Origin of the sequence: Acinetobacter sp. TR11, from assembly GCF_027105035.1 — a bacterium.
GTDB lineage: Bacteria > Pseudomonadota > Gammaproteobacteria > Pseudomonadales > Moraxellaceae > Acinetobacter.
Genome location: NZ_CP114256.1, coordinates 2,546,819 through 2,567,985, shown reverse-complemented (window position 1 = coordinate 2,567,985; position 21,167 = coordinate 2,546,819). Strand labels below are relative to the sequence as shown.

19 protein-coding genes are annotated in these 21,167 nt (G+C 38.9%); 13 read left to right on the top strand and 6 right to left on the bottom strand.

Going from position 1 to position 21,167, the window contains the following annotated elements:
- Positions 1-104 precede the first annotated feature (104 nt).
- The 5 genes from O1450_RS12245 to O1450_RS12225 all read left to right on the top strand — a co-directional run bounded on the left by O1450_RS12245 (position 105) and on the right by O1450_RS12225 (position 4,936).
- Positions 105-764: a phosphoribosylanthranilate isomerase gene (locus O1450_RS12245; RefSeq protein ID WP_269228636.1), complete on the top strand. Its 660-nt coding sequence runs from the start codon at positions 105-107 to the stop codon at positions 762-764.
- The gene (gene trpB / locus O1450_RS12240) at positions 745-1,989 is read left to right on the top strand and encodes a tryptophan synthase subunit beta (RefSeq protein WP_269228635.1); all 1,245 of its coding nucleotides are present in this window, start codon (positions 745-747) and stop codon (positions 1,987-1,989) included. The genes O1450_RS12245 and trpB overlap by 20 nt, the downstream gene beginning before the upstream one ends.
- A 242-nt stretch (positions 1,990-2,231) precedes the next feature.
- Positions 2,232-3,257, top strand: a complete 1,026-nt coding sequence (locus tag O1450_RS12235; RefSeq protein ID WP_269228634.1) for a GGDEF domain-containing protein — start codon at positions 2,232-2,234, stop codon at positions 3,255-3,257.
- An 18-nt stretch (positions 3,258-3,275) separates the two neighbouring features.
- Positions 3,276-4,271, top strand: a complete 996-nt coding sequence (locus tag O1450_RS12230; protein ID WP_269228633.1) for a DUF2804 domain-containing protein — start codon at positions 3,276-3,278, stop codon at positions 4,269-4,271.
- Positions 4,272-4,492: 221 nt separating this feature from the next.
- Positions 4,493-4,936 (top strand): immunity protein YezG family protein, encoded by a 444-nt coding sequence (locus O1450_RS12225; protein ID WP_269228632.1) that lies wholly within the window; start codon positions 4,493-4,495, stop codon positions 4,934-4,936.
- Between the two features lie 385 nt (positions 4,937-5,321).
- Here the strand turns inward: O1450_RS12225 and O1450_RS12220 are convergent, their stop codons facing one another.
- Positions 5,322-6,197, bottom strand: a complete 876-nt coding sequence (locus O1450_RS12220; RefSeq protein ID WP_269228631.1) for a metal-dependent hydrolase — start codon at positions 6,195-6,197, stop codon at positions 5,322-5,324.
- Between the two features lie 114 nt (positions 6,198-6,311).
- Between O1450_RS12220 and O1450_RS12215 the strand changes: the two genes are divergently transcribed.
- Positions 6,312-7,334: an AraC family transcriptional regulator gene (locus tag O1450_RS12215; RefSeq protein ID WP_269228630.1), complete on the top strand. Its 1,023-nt coding sequence runs from the start codon at positions 6,312-6,314 to the stop codon at positions 7,332-7,334.
- 35 nt (positions 7,335-7,369) lie between these two features.
- On the opposite strand, the gene O1450_RS12210 is transcribed toward O1450_RS12215, so the two are convergent.
- On the bottom strand, positions 7,370-8,701 hold the full coding sequence (locus O1450_RS12210; RefSeq protein WP_269228629.1) for a Na+/H+ antiporter NhaC family protein: 1,332 nt from the start codon (positions 8,699-8,701) through the stop codon (positions 7,370-7,372).
- A 276-nt stretch (positions 8,702-8,977) separates the two neighbouring features.
- Between O1450_RS12210 and trpA the strand changes: the two genes are divergently transcribed.
- From trpA to O1450_RS12185, 5 genes are all read left to right on the top strand, one after another.
- Positions 8,978-9,781, top strand: a complete 804-nt coding sequence (gene trpA, locus O1450_RS12205; protein WP_269228628.1) for a tryptophan synthase subunit alpha — start codon at positions 8,978-8,980, stop codon at positions 9,779-9,781.
- On the top strand, positions 9,778-10,674 hold the full coding sequence (gene accD, locus O1450_RS12200; protein ID WP_004664767.1) for an acetyl-CoA carboxylase, carboxyltransferase subunit beta: 897 nt from the start codon (positions 9,778-9,780) through the stop codon (positions 10,672-10,674). The genes trpA and accD overlap by 4 nt, the downstream gene beginning before the upstream one ends.
- The gene (folC, locus tag O1450_RS12195) at positions 10,671-11,957 is read left to right on the top strand and encodes a bifunctional tetrahydrofolate synthase/dihydrofolate synthase (protein WP_269228627.1); all 1,287 of its coding nucleotides are present in this window, start codon (positions 10,671-10,673) and stop codon (positions 11,955-11,957) included. The genes accD and folC overlap by 4 nt, the downstream gene beginning before the upstream one ends.
- Entirely contained in the window at positions 11,948-13,042 is a 1,095-nt protein-coding gene (locus O1450_RS12190; protein WP_269228626.1) for an SPOR domain-containing protein, read from the top strand. The genes folC and O1450_RS12190 overlap by 10 nt, the downstream gene beginning before the upstream one ends.
- An 88-nt stretch (positions 13,043-13,130) precedes the next feature.
- Positions 13,131-14,066 carry a DUF6929 family protein gene (locus O1450_RS12185; protein WP_269228625.1) on the top strand — a complete coding sequence of 312 codons (936 nt, stop codon included), beginning with the start codon at positions 13,131-13,133 and terminating at the stop codon, positions 14,064-14,066.
- Between the two features lie 154 nt (positions 14,067-14,220).
- On the opposite strand, the gene O1450_RS12180 is transcribed toward O1450_RS12185, so the two are convergent.
- The 3 genes from O1450_RS12180 to O1450_RS12170 form a co-directional block, all read right to left on the bottom strand.
- The gene (locus O1450_RS12180; RefSeq protein WP_269228624.1) at positions 14,221-14,808 is read right to left on the bottom strand and encodes a dual specificity protein phosphatase family protein; all 588 of its coding nucleotides are present in this window, start codon (positions 14,806-14,808) and stop codon (positions 14,221-14,223) included.
- 1 nt (position 14,809) lies between these two features.
- Entirely contained in the window at positions 14,810-15,619 is an 810-nt protein-coding gene (locus O1450_RS12175) for an MBL fold metallo-hydrolase (RefSeq protein WP_269228623.1), read from the bottom strand.
- Between the two features lie 273 nt (positions 15,620-15,892).
- Complete coding sequence (locus O1450_RS12170) at positions 15,893-16,534, bottom strand: peroxiredoxin (RefSeq protein WP_269228622.1); 642 nt, start codon at positions 16,532-16,534, stop codon at positions 15,893-15,895.
- Positions 16,535-16,869: 335 nt separating this feature from the next.
- Between O1450_RS12170 and secA the strand changes: the two genes are divergently transcribed.
- Together secA and O1450_RS12160 are read left to right on the top strand one after the other, a co-directional pair.
- Positions 16,870-19,605 (top strand): preprotein translocase subunit SecA, encoded by a 2,736-nt coding sequence (secA, locus tag O1450_RS12165; RefSeq protein ID WP_269228621.1) that lies wholly within the window; start codon positions 16,870-16,872, stop codon positions 19,603-19,605.
- Positions 19,606-19,750: 145 nt separating this feature from the next.
- Positions 19,751-20,125 (top strand): hypothetical protein, encoded by a 375-nt coding sequence (locus O1450_RS12160; protein WP_269228620.1) that lies wholly within the window; start codon positions 19,751-19,753, stop codon positions 20,123-20,125.
- Between the two features lie 58 nt (positions 20,126-20,183).
- On the opposite strand, the gene lpxO is transcribed toward O1450_RS12160, so the two are convergent.
- Positions 20,184-21,089 carry a lipid A hydroxylase LpxO gene (gene lpxO / locus O1450_RS12155; RefSeq protein WP_269228619.1) on the bottom strand — a complete coding sequence of 302 codons (906 nt, stop codon included), beginning with the start codon at positions 21,087-21,089 and terminating at the stop codon, positions 20,184-20,186.
- Positions 21,090-21,167: the final 78 nt, after the last annotated feature.

Here is a 21,167-nt window from a genome sequence, read left to right as displayed (position 1 = left end):
CACGTTTTTTAAACAATTGCATTTGGAAATGAACTTTGACCAAAGTATGTCAAATTGCTTTACAATGTAAGAGTAGTAAATAGCCATCTCAGATTGGACATCAAATGCGCCAAACCCAACTCCGAACTCGTGCCAAAATTTGTGGAATCACTCGGACTCAAGATATTGATGCTGTTGTGCAAGCAGGAGCAGATGCAATTGGTTTTGTATTCTTTCCCCCAAGCCCACGTCATGTCAGTATTGAACAAGCGCAAATCTTGGCAAGCTCAGTACCCGCTTATGTTCAATTGGTCGGTTTATTTGTAAATGCAAGCGCAGAAGAAATCCAAACAGTGCTTGATTCAGTTCCGTTGGATGTATTACAACTACATGGTGATGAAACACCTGAACAATGCCAAAAAATTGCGTTGTATTGCAAACGCCGTTGGTATAAAGCCATTCAGGTTAAACCCGATTTAGACATTTTGACCGAAATTCAACGCTATCAAGCTGTGGGAGCCAGTGCGGTTCTACTTGATGCGTGGCATCCTGATTTAAAAGGTGGAACAGGCCACTGTTTCGATTGGAAAAAATTTCCAAAACTTGATATTCCACTAATCTTGGCAGGGGGCTTAACCCCTGAAAATGTGAGTGACGCTATTGATACTACAGCAGCTTTTGCTGTGGATGTCAGCGGAGGCGTAGAGTCCGCTAAAGGTATAAAAGACCAACAACTCATTGAAAAATTTATGCAAGGAGTCCAACGTGGATCAGCAAAACCTTAGTCAACAAAATCAGGCGATTGACTACACCCAGTTTCCAGATGCTCAGGGGCATTTTGGTATTCATGGTGGGCGTTTTGTGTCAGAAACGCTTATGGCTGCACTTGAAGACTTAGAAAGTCTTTATGGTCGTATGAAAAATGATGCTCAGTTTTTAGCAGAGTTTGACCGTGATCTCGCGTACTATGTTGGTCGTCCTAGTCCTCTTTATCATGCTGAGCGATGGTCTCAGCACCTCGGCGGTGCGCAAATTTACCTGAAACGTGAAGACTTGAATCATACAGGTTCACATAAGGTCAACAACACGATTGGTCAGGCTTTATTGGCAAAACTGTCGGGCAAAAAACGTATTATTGCAGAAACTGGTGCAGGTCAACATGGTGTTGCGACCGCGACGATTGCTGCACGTTTAGGTATGGAATGTGTGGTGTACATGGGTGCTGAAGACGTAAAGCGTCAAGCGATGAATGTATATCGTATGCGTTTGCTTGGGGCGACGGTAGTTCCTGTGCAAAGCGGTTCAAAAACATTAAAAGATGCATTGAATGAAGCGATGCGTGATTGGGTAACCAATGTCGATACGACTTATTATGTGATTGGTACGGTTGCTGGGCCACACCCATATCCACAACTCGTTCGTGATTTCCAATCAATCATTGGTCGTGAAGCACGTCAACAAATCCAAGCGCAAGCGGGTCGTCTTCCTGATGCCTTGGTTGCTTGTGTCGGTGGTGGTTCAAATGCGATGGGCTTGTTCTATCCATTCCTGAATGATCAAGATGTCAAAATGTATGGCGTTGAAGCTGCTGGTTACGGTATTGAAACAGGCAAACATTCTGCTCCATTGAATGCAGGTCATGTTGGTGTATTGCATGGTAACCGTACTTACCTTATGTCTGATGCACAAGGTCAAATCATTGAAACACACAGTATTTCAGCAGGTTTGGATTATCCCGGTGTCGGACCAGAACACAGTTTCTTGAAAGATATGAAACGCGTTGAATATGTTCCGATTAAAGATGATGAAGCCTTACAAGGCTTCCGTGATTTAACTCAGATTGAAGGCATCATTCCGGCACTTGAAAGTTCACATGCGATGGCTTATGTCACTAAACTTGCGCCAACGATGTCAAAAGATCAAATCATTATTGCAACGGTTTCAGGTCGTGGCGATAAAGACTTGATGACCGTTGCTAAAATTGATGGTATTCCGATGGTCGACTTATAAAACTGAATATTGTGTGATATTATTGAATAAATAGTGTGCTAAAGCAGCATTGATTTTTATGCGCTGACTAGCTATACATGGACGTATAACACGATAATAATCATACAGGATTGTAGGGGATGAAATACTCCTTACCCAAATATATAAGTAAAGTTTTTCTTGTCATTTTGGATTGGGATTTAGTTAAAAAATCCCAATCTATATTACTTTATGCTAGTTTTACTGCTGTGATCATCTATTTTATGCAAATAAAATATATGTATCATCCTTTAGCAAATACTGAGTTATTAACTAAATTTCAGTGGTTGTATCCTAGTATATTTTTTTTAAATGCATTTTTAATTCTGTTTGGCTTTTTTATTAAAAATAAGCCAAATACCCATATGTATTATGTATTATTTTTATCTGTTTACTACCCATTTTCATTGTTAGGCTTGCCGATTGGTATTGGTTTGCTCAATATTCTTAATGGAATTATTTTTATGGGGATTGCCTTCACGGCATTATTGTTATTTCCTCGTTTTGTTGTTTATTTCGGTCTAATTTCTTACATCATTGTATATTATCTTTTAGCAGGACTAACGGTTGCTGGGTATTTGGATTATGCAATTGCGTATAAACCTTATACCTTGATGCATAAAGATGTGCAAAATGCTCAGATCATTTATTCCATGTTTTATACAACATTATATGCAGCATTTACGATTACTTTATTTGATATTAGTGTAGAGCGTTGGCGTAGATATAACTCAAAAATAGAAAAACTGAGTTGCACTGATGAATTAACGAATCTGCTTAATCGTCGTGGGGTGAATCAAATTATTGATTTACAGATGCAGCAGGCAAAAATTACTCATCGTGAAACATCATTAATTATGGTCGATATTGATAATTTTAAAAAAATTAATGATCAATATGGACATCATCAAGGTGATTTGGTTTTAAGGCATGTTGCCGATATATTAAGAAGAAATTTGCGAGCCAGTGATGTGATTGGACGTTATGGTGGTGAGGAGTTTGTTATTTTATTGCCATTTACTTTAATTGAAAATGCGGTTGCCGTAGCAGAAGTCTGTCGTAAAGCATTAGAGCAAAGTGCAATTGAAGTTAATGAAACGGAATTTATTTATGTTCAAGCTTGCTTTGGGGTAAGTAGTACAGTTCATAGCGGTTTTGATTATATGCGTTTATTTGAACAAGCAGATAAAGCATTATATGAAGCCAAACATAATGGTAAAAATCAGGTCAGAACAGTCCATGCACGTTAATTTATTTTGGGGAATATTGTGAAATTAATACAAGAGAATGGTCAGCCTCGTTATGGGCGTTTTGATCAGATACCCTCAAAAATTAATCTAGATGACTATATTTATAAAACACCTTATGGTCAGGTGCTAAAAGGTTGGCGTAAGCAACTTAAGTATAAAAAATTTAAGTTTTGTGGTTTACAACATGAGCATTACAGTATTGGTATTGCGATTGTCGATCTATCATGGGCAGGGCATGGCTTTTTCTATGTTTATGATCATCTTTCTGAAAAAGTAATCGAATGGAATGCGATTCAGCCATTAGCTTTGAAAACTCAACTCGATGAACAACCTTTATTTAGTCAAAGCTATTTTAAAAAATCGGCTTATCAATTTGATATGCAACACGCCAATGGTGTGCGTTATCTCCAAGTGACCAAACATGGCGAAGTACAACTGAAAGCACGTATTTTCTGTGCAGGTACGGATGCACTCAGTTTATGTAGCCCAACTGGGATCAATGGCTGGACATATACACAAAAACAAACCACTTTGGCTGTAGAAGGTTTTTTCATTAGCCCAGATCAACAGCAGATTGAATTTAATTCTCACAGCCTAGCTGCACTCGATGATACCTGTGGTTTTTTACGACCTGAAACCGCTTGGTTTTGGTTGTCTTGTCAGTTCCGTGATACAAATGATCGCCGTATTGGTTTGAATCTCGCATCAGGTGTCAATGAAAGTTTTGGTAATGAAAATGCGTTGTGGGTTGATGGTCGTTTATATCCACTGACGGATATTTTATTTGAACAACAAAATGAAAACTGTTGGTCAATTCGTTCTTTAGATGAGCGATTGAATTTGCTAGTTGAAACTGGGTGGTGTCGTTTTGAGAATATTAACCTACGCCTGATTGGTAGCCAGTTTAATCAATGGCAAGCGAAAGTTAGCGGTACGATTGAGCATGAAAATGTGGAATTAGTGATGTTGAACAATGAATATGGATTACTAGAACAGCACTATGCGAAATGGTGATGTTTAAAAATATCAACCATGAGGAATATTATTCCGCAAGATCTCATTGCACAGCGGTGGAACGAGGCAATACCCAAGTTGTCACTTAAATTTGAGCAACTTAGGAAAGCTCTATATTTAAAATCTTTATGAAACAAAGCCGTTTTATTGTTAAACAGAGTATTAATGGTATTAATCAACCAACAGTTCAACTGGAAAATACAGCAACCGGAAAGTAGTTTATGAAAGATCAAGAGATATATCAGCAAATAGGTGAATTATTGTGGTCAATAATGCCACAGGAGGCTGAAGTTATTTATTTTACAGGAAAGGTTTATCCAGATTTTCAGGGGTGGGGAACTACTTTTCTTCTAAAAAAAGGAAGTAGAGGTACATTTGATTTTGGACAAGAACCAACTAATATTGAATTAAAAATAAAAGATTTGGTGTGTGATTTAAGAGATTTGGAGATATTTAAAGAAGAATGGACACATTTTAAAGTCTCTTTAACAGAAGAGGGGAAGATTGGTTTTAACTTCGCATATATTCCAGAGGAGGATGATTGGGTAAGCCTTTATATGAGAGGAATTAGTGATTTAAGTGAAGAAGAATGGGAGAAAGACTACTCTCAAATCCCTAGAGAACGATGGGAAGAGAGAGTTAGAATTAAAAATCAGAGTAAATAAAAATTAAATTTTGTGTAGCCTTGGATTTTGACTCAGAGCTTTAATTTGTATAGATAAATTAAATAAATCTTGGTGCCAAGAATATCAAGATTAAAGACAGTAAAAATTTTTGATATTTTCTTTTGCCTCGTTACGTCCTTATAGAGCGTAATGTCAAACTAGTTGATGATATGATTTTAAATGAGATTTGTTTAATTTGCTCAAGCCAGTTTGGTACCCCATCGTGAAGAAAATAGGGTAAGGTTTTTTTTAGTTAATTGGGTTGGGTCTTTAAGATATTTTTTATCAATCAGATGCTAACCATAAGGGTATTATTCCGCAACATTCCACCACATCGCAGATCAATAGCAGTGGAATGTCTCAGAAGATTTTTATTTAAAGCGTATCAAAGCCCTGCTTGCCAAAAAGCTTCACCCGCAGCAATTGGATCATTGGTCTTCGCTAACGTATCAATCCAAACATCATATTGGCGAATCACTGGATGTTGATTTGGATGGAAATCCTTTTTAAACCAGTCACTATATTGAGATCTTTTTGCAGTCAAAATACCGTTACGACCGAAGAACCACGGTAAACCTTTACGTGCCATATCAAAGCGTTGTCTTAAATTAAAACCGTCAGTTTTTAGCATTACATCCGTACGATACAAAGTAAAACCAAACATCATGACGGTGGTGAATAGTAGCGCAAAGCGTCGAGTTGCTTCTGGTACATCACCAACTTGCTTCATTACATCAAAAGCAACATCACGATGTTCCATTTCTTCAATCGCATGCCAAGCAAATAACGCACGAACAAATGGATCTGCCTCCGCTAAAGTTTCCTTTTTACTGTAAAAGGTATCTGCCATTAATGCAGTTAAATGCTCTGCGGCTGCGGTCATGGCAATGTTGTATTGAGCTGAGCGATTTTTTAATTCAAATCTAAAAATCTTTTTCAACCGAGTGGTGAATTGATCTACAGGCATACCTTGCTCTTTCATGATCTGATTCATTTTGTCATGTGCAATACCATGCTGTGCTTCCTGACGGATAAAATCAGCCACACGTTCTTGCAAGTCAGGATCATTAATTTTGTCACGGAATAAACGCACACATTCAATAAAATAGCGTTCGCCATCAGGGAAAGTTAGGCTCAACGCATCAAACATACGAGTACGGAACGGATCACCACCAAACCAAAAACGTGGTGCCTGATCTAAATGAAAATCTAATTTTGTTCTTACAACAGGTTCAACTTGATAGGAAACGTGTGCATTCATTTTTACCATTCCTTGTCTTTTCTTAAACTCAGTATGAAAAAAGTTCGATGAAATGTTTTGACAGTTACAGCCAAGTTTTATACAAATAACGACAGATCAGGATGAGATCGGGATATGTCAGTTAAAATTATCATTGGATACCTACGATTATTTAATCGTGTTTTACAACAAGAACACATTGATTTGTCTAAAGTTGTTGCACCTGAGCTTTGGCAAGCTTTTCATGCTTGTTTGGAAAATCCAGATGAGCAGGATTTTGATGTCGAACGTTATGCATTGCTTTTGCAATCGGCACAAGCTTATTTCCCTCGACCGATTACATTAGTATTGGCTGAACATGCCAATTTGCAAGATTTGGGTTTAATGGGATATTTGGCTTCAACCAGTTTAGATCTGCAACAGGCGTTACAGCTTTTACAACGTTATTATTCTTTGGTTTTTAAACAGACCAATTTAGAACAACTGAATGTTCAGCAGTTTTCTGATTATATTCAAATTGTTTGGGGAGCATCCTATAGTGATTATCGAGAAATGTATGAGCTAAATCTGGCGCTGATCTTTAAAATTTCTCAGTCTATTGTACAAGATGCCCTCGTTCCGCCACAGATGATTCAATTTGGCTACGCACCACATACAGCTTTATATCACTTTGAAAAATTTTATGGCTGTCCGATTCAAATTCAAGCTGGGCAATATGCCATTCGCTTTTCAAATCAAATTTTAAAAGCAAAAAGTATCGCGGCAGACCAACAATTAAACTATGTACTCTCGACTCAAGCTCAGCAATCATTGGATAGCATTGCTTCTTTTGAGATTCAGCAACAACAGTTCCGTCAAAAAATACAAACGCATATTGAACAAGGGCTTTTGCAGCAAGAAGAACTACTGCTCAGCTATGTGGCAAAGCGTTTGCATTGTTCAGAACGAACATTGCAACGCCAACTCAAAACCTATCAGCTTAATTTTCAAGATATTTTAGATCAGTATCGTTTGGAACAAAGTAAGCTTTATTTACAGCAAGGGAAATCATTCTCTGAAATTGCTGAACGCTTGAATTATGCAGATCAAAGTGCGTTTGGGCGAGCGTTCAAACGCTGGACAGGCATTACACCCAAGCAATTTTTAAAATCTCTTTAACTTTAAAGCAAACTAAAGAGATTTATGGATTACTTTTAGCGTGTTTTTAAACGTGGATAATTAAAAACAATTGCAAGGATTGCGCACACTGCGAGAATCCAGCAATAGTAGATATTGCCAATTAGTTCAACTGGCGAAAGTTTGGCAATTGAACAAGCAAGCAGTAATTGAGCACCGTAGGGAATAATCCCTTGAATTACGCAAGAAAAAATATCAAGTAAAGCTGCACTTCGCTTAGGGTCAACACCATATTCTTTTGCTACTTCACGTGCCATATCTCCAGATAAAATAATCGCAACGGTATTATTGGCGACAAATAAATTTGAGAATATGACTAGAAAACTAATGCCTAATTCACCTGCACGCTGTTTGCCAAATTTGAATAGACGCGTAATCGTATAAATACGTTGAATAAGCCATTGCAAACCGCCTTCTTTTTGCATCAGAGTAGACAAACCACCTAGCAACATGGAAAGTAATGCCACCTCAAACATGCCAACAAAGCCATCATAAATTGACTTATTGAGTTTTAATAAATCAAATTCAGGTTTTTCAATAAGACCAATCACACCTGACAAAATAACACCAATCATTAATACAGCAAGTACGTGCAATCGTGTAAAGGCAAGAAAAAAAACAGCTAAATAAGGCAAAATAAGCAATAAATCATAAGGCTTTGCTTGAATGGCTTCTGCTTGATGGCTCATTGAAATATAAACCATTAAAGTAATGATAGCCGCGGGGAATGCAATCCAGACATTAACTCTAAATTTATCTCGAAGTTCAACATTTTGGCTACGTGTTGCCGCAATCGTAGTGTCAGAGATCATGGATAAATTATCACCAAACATTGCACCTCCCACGACTGCACCTATGGCATAGAGAGGTGCTATCTCTGTTGCTTGGGAAAAACCGAATGCAATTGGTGCACAAGCTGCGATGGTGCCCATAGACGTTCCCATTGCTGTTGCAATAAATGCAGCAATAATAAATAACATGGGTAACACAAATTCAGGCGAAATCAGCGAAAGTCCCAACTGTACTGTCGCATCGACACTGCCTATGGCAATGGAGACACTGGCAAAAGCACCTGCCAACATAAATACCATAAACATTAAAATCAAATTTGGATGACTAGCGCCTTGTAGGAACTCTTCAATCGCCGTATTGAGTTTCTGTTTATAAAGTAGTAATGCCAGAATAACAGCTGGAATTGCTGCGATAGGTGCTTTGACTTGATAGAATGCAAATTCTGTCCCGATCATCGAATGATAGAGACCACTCCCGAGAAAGATGATCAAAAATACCAATAGTGGTAGCAAAGCAAGGGCATTGCTTTGTACTTTTTTCTGAGTGTGGGCAGACATAAAAATAAAAAGAAAACTTAAAAATTGCGGGTAGTATAAAGGAGCTGAGCTCATTTCTAAAATCAGCCTCGATGAAGCTAAAATTAGGAAGCTTTGATCATTGAGAAAAAGCTGAAAATATAGATAAATGTAGCAGGGCAGTTGTAAGTAGCAACATTCACTGTTGCAATCACGTCAAACTCTGTTCAATGAACAAAAAATAGCGTTACAATGCAGTGTTATTGTATGACTACAAACAACTCCTCAATTTATATAAATCAAGGAAAGCATAATCCTATGTCACGTCTTGCCACTCGTTTTGAACAGCTTAAATCTCAGCACCGTAAAGCGCTTGTTTCTTATGTTATGGCAGGAGATCCGCATCCACAAGTCACGGTTCCATTGCTTCACCAGATGGTTGAAGCAGGTGTTGATGTGGTTGAGTTGGGTTTGCCATTCTCAGACCCAATGGCGGATGGTCCAGTGATTGCCTTAGCTGCTGAACGTGCTTTAGCAGGTGGAACGAGCACACTCGATGCTTTGAATATGGTGAAAGAATTTCGCGAAAAAGATCAAACGACACCCGTTGTTTTAATGGGCTATTTAAATCCTGTTGAAGTGATTGGTTATGAAAAGTTTGTTGCTTATGCGAAAGATTGTGGTGTTGATGGTGTACTTTTGGTGGACTTACCGCCTGAAGAATCAAAGCAATTTGGTGATGTCTTAAAACAAAATGAGATGGATCAAATTTTCTTACTCGCACCAACATCAACTGATAAACGTATTCAGCATGTTGTAAATCAAGCCAGTGGCTTTGTTTACTATGTGTCGTTAAAAGGTGTGACAGGTGCAGCAACACTAGATACCTCTGAAGCAGCAGCTCGTATTGCGAAAATTAAGAGCATGACCAACGTTCCTGTTGGGGTTGGTTTTGGGATTAGTGATGCAGCTTCTGCAAAAGCAATGGGTCAAGTTGCTGATGCCGTAATCGTAGGAAGTGCTTTCGTTAAATCTTTTGCGACATTGCCAGCAGACGAAGCTGTGCAACAGACGGTGAATAAAGTGAAGGAGCTTCGAGCCGCGCTCGATGAGTTAGTATGAGTCAAGAGTTAACAGCAGGGAAGGTTCTGAACCCATCAACGCCTTGGACAGAGCGTCAAGTTCCTGGTATTCAAGTTGCGAATGAACAACAAACATTCAAAGCAACATTTACGGAACCAACCATTGAATGTCCTGAATGTCATGCCTTAGTAACACGTACGGCAATGTCATTTAATGCCTATGTATGCCCACAATGCGATGAGCATTTGCGTATGCGTGCACGTGATCGTTTGAATTGGTTCTTTGATCAAGTCAATGCAGAGTTAGGTCAAGAATTTAGCGCTAAAGATCCATTGAAGTTTGTCGATAGCAGACCTTATCCAGAGCGTATGCGTGAAGCACAAGATAAAACAGGTGAAACTGAAGCATTAGTTGTAATGCAAGGTTCATTGAAAGGTTTGGACTTGGTGGCTTGTGCATTTGAGTTCGATTTTATGGGTGGTTCAATGGGTACCGTTGTTGGTGATCGTTTTATTCAAGCGGCAGAACGAGCAATCCAACTACATCAACCGTTAATTTGTTTTGCTGCTTCAGGCGGCGCTCGTATGCAAGAAGGTATGTTGTCTTTAATGCAAATGGCACGTACCTCTGCTGCGATTCAAAAAATGAAAGAAGCTCGTGTTCCATATCTTGTTGTATTGACTCATCCCGTTTATGGAGGTGTAACCGCATCATTAGCAATGTTAGGTGACGTACATATTGCTGAACCGAAAGCGATGATTGGTTTTGCAGGTAAACGCGTCATTGAACAAACAGTTCGCGAGAAGTTGGAAGAACCGTTCCAACGTGCAGAATATTTGCTTGATCATGGCGTGGTCGATCAAATTGTTCATCGTCATGCATTACGTGATACTGTATATCGACTCGTAGCTAAACTGATGAATTTACCTTGAAACTGGACGCACCACATTCTACAGATACATTAATAACATGGCTCGATTATTGGGGCCATGTTCATGTTACAGGCATTGATTTAGGTTTAGAGCGCGTAATTCCCGTTGCTGAAAAGTTGGGAGTTATGCAACCTCAAGCAAAAGTTTTTACTGTGGCAGGAACCAATGGCAAAGGCTCAACCACAACGACTTTGGCTGCAATTTTAAATGCGCAAGGCTATAAAGTCGGTTTGTACCAATCACCGCATATTTATCGTTTTAATGAGCGGGTAAAACTTGCAGGATTGGAAGTTGATGATCAAAGCTTAGTTGATGCCTTTGTGTTGGTGGATCAAGCCCGTCGAGAATGTGGTTTATCACTCTCTTTCTTTGAAGCAACCACTTTGGCTGCTTTTCTTATTTTTAAACTAAAACAATGTGATGTCTGGGTACTTGAGGTTGGCTTAGGTGGTCGTCTGGATGTCGTGAATGTGATTGATCCTGATATTGCTGTGATTACCAATATTGGTTTAGATCATGTCGATTGGTTAGGTGACACGATAGAAAAAATCGCCTTTGAGAAAGCAGGGATTATTCGTCCGAATATTCCAGTGGTATTTGCGGGTCAACAACAATTACCCGAAGCGATTCAAGCTAAAGTAGCTGAAACTCAAGCAGATCTATATGCGCTGAATCGAGATTATTTTTATCAACTTAATGACGATGGTCAAACATGGTCATTTGCATCCTCTGGCACAACGTTAAAACTGCCAATCGGTCAGCTTGCATTAGATAATATTTCGACTGCTGTTGCAGCGGTACTGGTGAGTGGTATTGAGGTCTCTCAGGCAGCGATTGCAACAGGTATTCAGCAAGCACGTTTGCAAGGTCGTTTTGAAATACGGCAAATTCAAGATAAAACAGTTATTTTTGATGCTGGACATAATCCACATGGTGTCGAATTTCTATTGAATCAGTTGCGAAAATTCTTAAAATACAATAAACAGTACACAGATGTTGTCGCAGTATTTTCAATGCTGGCAGATAAGGATATTTCATCTGTCACTGATTTTCTTAAAACAACCGTAAAAGATTGGTTTATTGCTCCTTTAAATGTACCTAGAGCAGCAGTGTTGTCGCAGTTGCATGATGCATTACAAGGTCAACAAGTACATGAGTACGGTAATATCCAGCAAGCCTTTGAAGATGTGCTGAAGCAAAGTAATAACAATCAGCTGATTTTAGTCTGTGGATCGTTTCATACCTTAGAAGCGGTTTGGGAGTATTTAGAACAATGTCAATGAATAACAAACAACGCTGGATGGGAGGCGTTGTTCTATTGGGTGGAGGTGTTTTATTGGCAGCATTACTCCTTAAAGGTAATGACGAAATAGGACATGACAAAACACAAACGGCAATTGCACACCCAATTCCTAAAACAGAACCTAAAACTCAAACAGCTCAATCGACCCAAGAAGGTGAAATGGTTTCATTACAACCATTAGCCGTAGATGTCGAGACAGAAAAAAGATTGCTTGAAGAACAACGCCGTTCTCGTGAGAAAGCCGTTGCTGAACAAGAAGCACGTGCAGCTGATTTTCTAAAAATGCAGCAAGAAGCAGAAGCAGCTGCGGCACGCAAGGCTGCGGAAGAATATGCTGCAATTAATGCACGCCGTACAGCCGAACAGGAAAGCTCTGATAACATTCCTCCAGAGCTTGGCGAAGATGATAAAGCCAAAGCACAACGACTTGTTGAAGAAAAGAAAAAAGCTGAACAACAAAAAGTAGATCAGCAGAAAATGGATACCGAAAAAAAGTTAGTTGAGGATAAACGTAAGGCAGACGCTGAAAAAAAGTTAGCCGAAGAGAAGCGTAAGGCTGAAACTGAAAAAAAGGCTGAGGAAGAAAAACGTAAAGCAGAAGCAGATAAGAAAGCGACTGAAGAGAAACGTAAAGCAGAAGCTGATAAAAAAGCGGCTGACGAGAAAAAGCATAAACTAGAAGCTGATAAAAAAGCGGCTGACGAGAAAAAGCATAAAGTAGAAGCTGATAAAAAAGCGGCTGACGAGAAAAAGCGTAAAGCTGACGCTGAGAAAAAAGCCGAAGCTGAAAAGGCTCGTGATCTCATGGAAAATGGAGATAAAAAGTGGATGGTACAAGTGGCATTGGCTGCCAACCAAGCCAATGCAGATGCAGTTGTATCTAAATTGCGTGCTAAAGGCTATAAGGTTACAACAAGCCCGACTTCAAAAGGAATTCGTATCATGGTTGGGCCATCGAAGGATCGAGATGTTGCAGATGCCGCACGAAAAAAAATTACCTCTGATGAAAGTTTAAATATGAAATCAGCGTGGGTGATTGATTGGGTTCCACTTGATCAGCGATAACAAAAGATAGGCGACGAGATCAAAGCTGGAAAGCGTCTGGTTTTGACCTTGTTACAAGTGTTCTATTTCTGCGGGCAGTGAGTACAATATGAGTAGCGGCTTTAAGATATTAGAACACTTTATATTGTCAGAGGATTCGAGTGTTAGTGCACTTTCTGGCGCGGCTTGTGTGGGAGATGATCTCTACTTGGTTGGAGATGATGTGGGTTACTTACTCAAAACCGATCGAAAAAATAACATCAATCGTGCGACTAATTTTGAAAAAATTCCATTATTTGAACAGCCTAAACATACGACACTAACGGTATTTAGTAAAAAAACTAAACCAGACTTTGAAGCGCTTAGCTGTATTCGCTTTGATGGACAGCCTCAGTTACTAGTGATGGGTTCAGGTTCTACAGAAAATCGAAAAAAAGCATTACTGTATAATCCAGCTGATCATCAGGTTCATGTTCTACTTGATACCTCGGATTATGATTTCTTAGAACATTGTTTGGCGTTGACTGGTGGCGCTGAGCTCAATATAGAAGCAGTTTGTTCAGATCAAAACAATTTATACATTTTTCAACGTGGCAATATTAATCGTTTTCATGGTGTTTTAGTCTTTGATTTAATAAAACTTCAAAATGGAAAATCATTAGAAAGTGCGCTGAAAAATTCATTCAATCTGACATTACCAGAGCTTGAAGGGGCAGCAAGTGGTATTTCTGATGCTTATTTTTTTGTGGAGAAAAATCTAATTATTGCCACCGCTGCTGTTGAGCAAACATTAAATACGTATGATGATGGCGCGGTGCTAGGCAGTTTTATTTTACTGATCTCACCTGAGGGTGAAACGTTATATAAGCATTTGATTCAAGATACGAAAGGACAAACTCTTGCTATTAAAGTAGAAGGGATTACTTGGCTAGAATCAACATCCGATGGTGAAGTATTTTTATTGGTCACGGATAGCGATGGTGGTGATTCTGAAGTTTTTAAAATATTACTTAGTAACTCTGTTTTTGCAAATTCTTCAAGTTAGTTCGTATTTCTTGGCTTACCATTCAACTTATAAAATTAGGGTTTTTAAAGCCCAATAAAAAATGTATAAAATCCAAAAATTAAAGAAACAGATCTTACACGTCCAACATCTATCTCTCTAAAAATTGGATTTAATCTAAAGCTCATCTCGCAAACTAAATAGGTGCTGGATTCGAAAGTTGTTGTTGAATCCATTTTACATTTTCAGGGGTAAAGAGCTGATCAATATTTTTCCAAATGATATGATAGCCGTAGCCTCCTTGTTTCATTTCTTTAACCGCATCTTCAATTGCCCAATGCTCAAAAATAATTCGATACATCGCAATTGTGGCACCAGTTCGATCTGAGCCATGATAGCAATGCACTAAGATTTTCTGGTTTTGTTGTTTAGCAGTTTGAATAACACGCATTGCTTCTAACAAGTCTTTACGATTGATTGCCCAAGTATTGATTGGAATGTGTACCATATTAAAAGGCTGATCTTTTAAAACTTTGGCATCTTCATTTCTAGCTCTCAAATTGATAATCGTATTAATTTGATGAGCTTCAAGGCTTGGGATCAAATCAATATTCGGCTGTTCGCTACGAAAAACATCTGAACTAATTTGATAAAAATTATGGCTGTTAGAAATAAGAGTTCCCCAATTTTGAGGACGTTGGTCTTTTTCTAAACTCGAATGCTGCATACACCCTGAAACATTAAGCGTTGATAAAAGAACAACGGTGGTAAGCACTTTTTTCATATTATTGATAACGATCAAATTCAACAGGATCATGCGCACAAATTAACTCAATACTCGGTTCATGTTGAGCAAGATATTGTAACTGTTTAAGGTTATGTAACCTTTGTCGATTATCTTCTGCCAATAAACGTTCAGTAAGATCTAAGGCTCTCAATTTGTTTTTTGGATTGAGTTCTAAATGGGTGTAATACGCATCGCCACAAAATAAAATCCAGCCTTCAGCTTTTTTAATTGCAATACCACAATGTCCAGCAGTATGACCAATCAATGGAATCATCAATATTTCATCTTGGAAAAAAGGAAGACCTTGGACTTTTTGTAGATTAAACCACGCCTCACCATCTGTATGTTCGGCAAAATTCCAATGGCGATGTTGTTTAAATTGTTCTGTTTTATAGCGGAGCTTTCCTTTAGCAGAGAGCGATTGCGTTGCATTAAACTCAGAAGCTAAAATATGCACGGTTGCATTAGGAAAATCTGAGATACCACCTGCATGATCAAAATCAAGATGTGTGACAAAGATATGTTGCACATCTTCAGGGCGTAAACCTAATTTTTGAATTTGTTCGATGGCACTTAATTTGAGATTGGGCACAATCGAACCAAATTGAGTCAGTAATGAACCTAGACGTTGTTCAGTGTGCAAATAGTCCTGTGTACCTAAGCCTGTATCAATTAAAACCAGACCTCGATCAGTTTCAATAAGTAGGCAATGACAAACTAGATGTGCTTTCCAGCCTTTCTGTCCAAATAGGGGCGCACAAACAGGGCAGAAGCTTCCGCAATGGAGATGATGGATGTTATAGATCATCGTGATTGTTATTCTATTTTGAAGATAATTATTTTTATAACGTATTGATGTGAAAATACCAAGATTAAAAATCCCCTAAATTTGATTGAATCTAAGGGATCGTTTCAATACGACGTACTTCGTTTGTCTTGTGCTGTGATTGAAGTCTTTAGTCGGCTTCAATCTTTTAACTCACAGCATCGCTGTTCGACTTGCGTTCGTAACGAGCGTTGCTCGTTTTGTGTACGACGCACTTCGTTTGTCTTGCGCTGCGCTTGAAGCCTTTAGTCGGCTTCAATCTTGCTCAGGTTGTGGTGTTAGGCGTAAATAAGGTTTCACTGCGGTATAGCCTTGAGGAAAACGTTGTTTAATTTCCTCTTCATCTTTCAACGACGGTACAATGACGACATCTTCGCCATGTTGCCAATTGGCAGGTGTTGCCACTTTATGTTTATCGGTCAACTGTAATGAATCAACAACACGCAGTACTTCATTAAAGTTACGACCTGTTGACGCAGGGTAGGTAATAATTAAGCGGACTTTTTTATTGGGGTCAATGATCACTAACGAACGTACCGTTAAGGTTTCACTGGCATTCGGATGAATGAAGCCGTACAACTCAGAAACTTTACGGTCTTTATCGGCAATAATTGGGAAATTAACGGTAGTATTTTGTGTTTCATTAATATCTTGAATCCAGCTTTTATGAGATTCAGCATCATCAACAGAAAGTGCAATTGCCTTTACGCCACGCTTTGCAAATTCATCTTTCAGTTTAGCGGTAAAACCAAGCTCAGTGGTACAAACTGGGGTGAAATCCGCTGGATGTGAAAATAAAATCCCCCAATCACTGTCTAAAAATTCATAAAAATCAATAGAGCCATCACTTGAGTCTTGTTGGAAATTGGGGGCAATGTCGCCTAAACGAAGTGTCATGATTCATCCTCAATATATTCTTAATGTTTTCTGTGTATATTCAATATGCAGGAATCACGTTATAAATAAAATTATTGTTTTTTCATTTTGTTATGAAGATTTAAGATAATAGAATGAAGTGAAGCTAAAAAATTGATCATAAATTCACATGTAAAGCCGTGTAAGTTAAATGCAAATTTGCTACATTAACGCTGCTTAGTTGTGTGATGTCAGAGTCGCCTCGCAGTTTTTTTACCTGTTTGGATGCAAAGCCCTTGTAGTTCTTATTTCTGACTCCATAATAACACCTAAGAAAAAATTACTTATTTAAACAAACAGGATTAGAGAGTTTATTCATGTTGGCAAGTCTGATCGGAGGTATCTTCGGTACAAAAAATGAGCGTGAGCTCAAACGCATGCGTAAAATTGTTGAACAAATTAATGCGCTTGAACCGACGATATCTGCTCTTAGCGATGCAGACCTCTCTGCAAAAACTCCAGAATTCAAACAGCGTTTTAATAACGGTGAAAGTTTAGATAAATTGATGCCTGAAGCCTTTGCGGTTTGCCGTGAAGCAGCGAAACGTGTCATGGGTATGCGTCACTATGATGTGCAGTTGATCGGTGGTATTACCTTACATGAAGGTAAAATTGCTGAAATGCGTACAGGTGAGGGTAAAACCCTCATGGGTACTTTGGCATGCTATCTCAATGCATTGAGTGGTCAAGGCGTTCATGTGATTACGGTGAATGATTACTTGGCACAACGTGATGCTGAGCTGAATCGTCCGTTATTTGAATTTTTAGGTCTCAGCATTGGCGTGATTTATTCAATGCAAATGCCAGCCGAAAAAGCTGAAGCTTATTTCGCCGATATTACTTACGGTACCAACAACGAATTTGGTTTCGATTATCTACGTGACAACATGGTATTTTCTCTACAAGAGAAAAAACAACGTGGCTTAAGCTATGCGATCATCGATGAAGTTGACTCAATCTTGATTGATGAAGCACGTACACCACTCATCATTTCTGGACAAAGTGAAGATTCATCTCATCTTTATCAGCTGATTAACAGTATCCCTCCAACATTACGCCCACAGAAAGAAGAAAAAGTAGCTGATGGTGGGCATTTCTGGGTAGATGAAAAGCAACGTTCAGTTGAAATGACGGAAGTCGGTTACGAGACTGTTGAACAAGAATTAATTCGTATGGGATTGTTGGCTGAGGGTGAGAGTCTTTACTCAGCGACCAATTTGAATTTGGTTCACCATGTGACTGCTGCAATTCGCGCGCATTACTTATATCAAAAGAACGTACATTATATTATTGGCGTAAATCCACAGACTCAAAAAGAAGAAGTCATTATTGTGGATGAAAGTACTGGTCGTACTATGCCAGGTCGTCGTTGGTCTGAAGGTCTGCACCAAGCGGTTGAAGCCAAAGAGAATATGGAAATTCAACCAGAAAACCAGACATTGGCAACCACAACATTCCAGAACTATTTCCGTCTGTATAAAAAGCTTTCAGGGATGACAGGTACTGCTGATACTGAAGCTTCAGAGATGAAAGAAATTTATGGTTTGGATGTAGTACTAATTCCAACACATCGTCCAATGGTGCGCCAAGATCATAACGATTTAATTTATTTAAATCGTAATGGTAAATACAATGCCATTATTGAAGAGATCAGTAATATTCGTCAAAAAGGTGTTGCACCTATTTTGATTGGTACCGCAACGATTGAAGCGAGTGAAATTTTATCTTCAAAATTGCTGCAAGCAGGCATCCATCATGAAGTTTTAAACGCAAAACAACATGAGCGTGAAGCAGATATTATTGCACAAGCTGGTAGCCCAAATGCTGTCACGATTGCAACCAATATGGCGGGTCGTGGTACGGATATTTTGCTCGGTGGTAACTGGAAAGCGAAACTTGCCAAAATTGAAAATCCAACATCTGAAGATGAAACTCGTTTACAGGCGCAGTGGGAAAAAGACCACGAAGATGTTTTAAGTTCTGGTGGTTTACATATCATCGGTTCTGAACGTCATGAATCACGCCGTATTGATAACCAGCTTCGTGGTCGTGCAGGTCGTCAAGGTGACCCAGGTGTATCACGCTTCTATTTATCACTTGAAGATGATTTGATGCGTATCTTTGCGGGTGATCGTGTTGTTGCCATGATGCGTGCAATGGGCCTACAAGAAAATGAAGCCATTGAACATAAAATGGTGAGCCGCTCGATTGAAAATGCACAACGTAAAGTTGAGGCACGTAACTTTGATATTCGTAAAAACTTATTGAAGTACGATGATGTCAATAACGAACAACGTAAGATTATTTATACTCAACGTGATGAAGTCTTGGCAGAAAGTACCTTACAAGACTATATCGAAGAAATGCATCATGAAGTTATTAAAGGGGTGATTGCTAACTTTATCCCACCTGAATCAATTCATGATCAATGGGATATTCAAGGTCTAGAAAATGCACTACGTACAGATCTAGGTATTGAGCTTCCTGTTCAGCAATGGCTTGATCAAGATCGTCGTTTAGACGAGGAAGGCTTGGTCGCACGTATTTCTGATGAAGTAATTGCACGTTATCGTCAACGCCGTGAGCAAATGGGTGATGAGTCTGCTGCAATGCTTGAACGTCACTTTATGTTGAACTCACTTGATCGTCATTGGAAAGATCATTTAGCTGCGATGGATTATCTACGTCAAGGCATCCATTTACGTGGTTATGCTCAGAAAAATCCTGAGCAAGAGTATAAGAAAGAAGCGTTTAATTTGTTTGTGAATATGCTGGGTATTATTAAATCAGATGTTGTAACTGATCTATCCCGCGTTCACGTACCGACAGCAGAAGAGTTAGCTGAATTAGAAGCTCAACAACAACGTCAAGCTGAATCTATGCGTCTTTCTTTTGAACATGATGATGTTGATGGTTTAACTGGTGAAGTGACGATTTCTGAAGAGAGTGGTAGCTTATCTGGAAATGCAGTATTTCCAGTACCAGAAAGCCGTAATGCGCCATGTCCATGTGGTTCAGGTTTAAAATATAAACAATGCCACGGTAAGATTTAAAATTTTGACTTAGTTTATATTCAAATGAAAGGCAGAGCATTCGCTCTGCTTTTTTACGAGAAGTAACTTGTGTCTAGAGCAACTTTGTAGTTTTATTATGAGAATTATCCTCCTTGATTGGATTCGCATTAAAAGCGGGAAGACAATGAAAAAGCCATTACAACTTTTAATTTTAGCGAGTGCTGCATTATCTGGCGTTGCACTTGCAGACAACGTTCCTCAAACGACTACGGTCGATAAAGTTCTTGCAGCAAAAGGAGCGACTACTGCTGAAGCTCAAGTGAAACGTGAAGTGACTACCGTCATTAGTCCACGCACAGGTATTCGCTATACTTTAGGTGATACAGGTAATCGCCCAATTGTGTTGCAAACAGCGGCAATTGCCCCTGCAAATTCTGCCAATATCAATCGTATCGTGGCATCAAATCCAGCATTGTCGGCAAGAAGCCAAGAAAAAGCCAAAGTTGCGCTGATTGGCGAAGCTGCGGTACAAACAGCCAGTGTTCAAGCACCTAAATAAATATTTAATATCAAAAAAAAGAGATGCTTAGCATCTCTTTTTTTATGTAAAAATCTGATTATAAAAAACTTGGAAGTAGAATTAAGCCAATAATAATACCGAATAAGAGCCATTTAGAAACATAGTACAAGCGGCGATTACGCTCTTTTAATCCACGACCATAATGGTGAACTGCATAACCATATTTAAAGATACGGTTAATGAACCCCGTTTTATCTTGATCATCATTGGGTGAGCTTGCAGCAGACATGACATTGCGTCCAAACCAATGATTTATTTTCTGCGCCCAACCCCATTTCATCGGGCGTTCAATATCACAGAACAGGATGATACGAGTTTCATCAGTTTGATTATGTGCCCAATGGACATAAGTTTCATCAAAAACAGTTGCTTCGCCATCTCTCCAAGAATAACGCTCTTGATCGACTTCAATAAAGCAATCATCGCTATTCGGGGTGACTAAACCTAAGTGGTAGCGGACAGAACCCGCATAAGGGTCACGATGTTTACCAAGATAACTCCCAGATGGTAGTTCAGTAAACATGGCTGCTTTTACTGAAGGAATACTTTCCAACAGAGCGACTGTTTTAGGGCAGAGTTGTTGTGCTGATGGGTGGCTATCTTGATACCATTTCAGATAAAAGCGTTTCCAGCCACGTTTAAAAAAAGTATTAAAACCAGCATCATTATTTTTTTCTGAAGCTTTAATTTGATTTTGAAGTTGGATCGCTTCTTCTCGAATCACTTGCCAGTTATCTTGTAATGGTTTCAGTTCTGGGAACTGTGCCACATCAAAGAACGGTTGGTTTGGCAGTTTAGAGAAACCAGTCATAAACATGTTCACTGGTGCTAGGAATGTAGAATGGTCGAATAATTGTCGAGATGCTTTTAATCGTTCCTTGCCACGATAATAAGTGTATAGGAAGCTGACTAAAAATACGGCAACGATAATCACTGCGTACATAAATACAGTCGTCTAAAAAATAGGAGGGAGCTATTTTAGCATAAAAAATATTTTGCAGAATGTTGTTAGACCAAGTGT

Coding starts and splice junctions, on each gene's coding strand:
- O1450_RS12245 (WP_269228636.1), top strand. CDS start 105: ATGCGCCAAACCCAACTCCGAACTCGTGCCAAAATTTGTGGAATCACT.
- O1450_RS12235 (WP_269228634.1), top strand. CDS start 2,232: ATGCAAATAAAATATATGTATCATCCTTTAGCAAATACTGAGTTATTA.
- O1450_RS12225 (WP_269228632.1), top strand. CDS start 4,493: ATGAAAGATCAAGAGATATATCAGCAAATAGGTGAATTATTGTGGTCA.
- O1450_RS12220 (WP_269228631.1), bottom strand. CDS start 6,197: ATGAATGCACACGTTTCCTATCAAGTTGAACCTGTTGTAAGAACAAAA.
- O1450_RS12215 (WP_269228630.1), top strand. CDS start 6,312: ATGTCAGTTAAAATTATCATTGGATACCTACGATTATTTAATCGTGTT.
- O1450_RS12210 (WP_269228629.1), bottom strand. CDS start 8,701: ATGTCTGCCCACACTCAGAAAAAAGTACAAAGCAATGCCCTTGCTTTG.
- trpA (WP_269228628.1), top strand. CDS start 8,978: ATGTCACGTCTTGCCACTCGTTTTGAACAGCTTAAATCTCAGCACCGT.
- accD (WP_004664767.1), top strand. CDS start 9,778: ATGAGTCAAGAGTTAACAGCAGGGAAGGTTCTGAACCCATCAACGCCT.
- O1450_RS12190 (WP_269228626.1), top strand. CDS start 11,948: ATGTCAATGAATAACAAACAACGCTGGATGGGAGGCGTTGTTCTATTG.
- O1450_RS12185 (WP_269228625.1), top strand. CDS start 13,131: ATGAGTAGCGGCTTTAAGATATTAGAACACTTTATATTGTCAGAGGAT.
- O1450_RS12180 (WP_269228624.1), bottom strand. CDS start 14,808: ATGAAAAAAGTGCTTACCACCGTTGTTCTTTTATCAACGCTTAATGTT.
- O1450_RS12175 (WP_269228623.1), bottom strand. CDS start 15,619: ATGATCTATAACATCCATCATCTCCATTGCGGAAGCTTCTGCCCTGTT.
- O1450_RS12170 (WP_269228622.1), bottom strand. CDS start 16,534: ATGACACTTCGTTTAGGCGACATTGCCCCCAATTTCCAACAAGACTCA.
- secA (WP_269228621.1), top strand. CDS start 16,870: ATGTTGGCAAGTCTGATCGGAGGTATCTTCGGTACAAAAAATGAGCGT.
- O1450_RS12160 (WP_269228620.1), top strand. CDS start 19,751: ATGAAAAAGCCATTACAACTTTTAATTTTAGCGAGTGCTGCATTATCT.
- lpxO (WP_269228619.1), bottom strand. CDS start 21,089: ATGTACGCAGTGATTATCGTTGCCGTATTTTTAGTCAGCTTCCTATAC.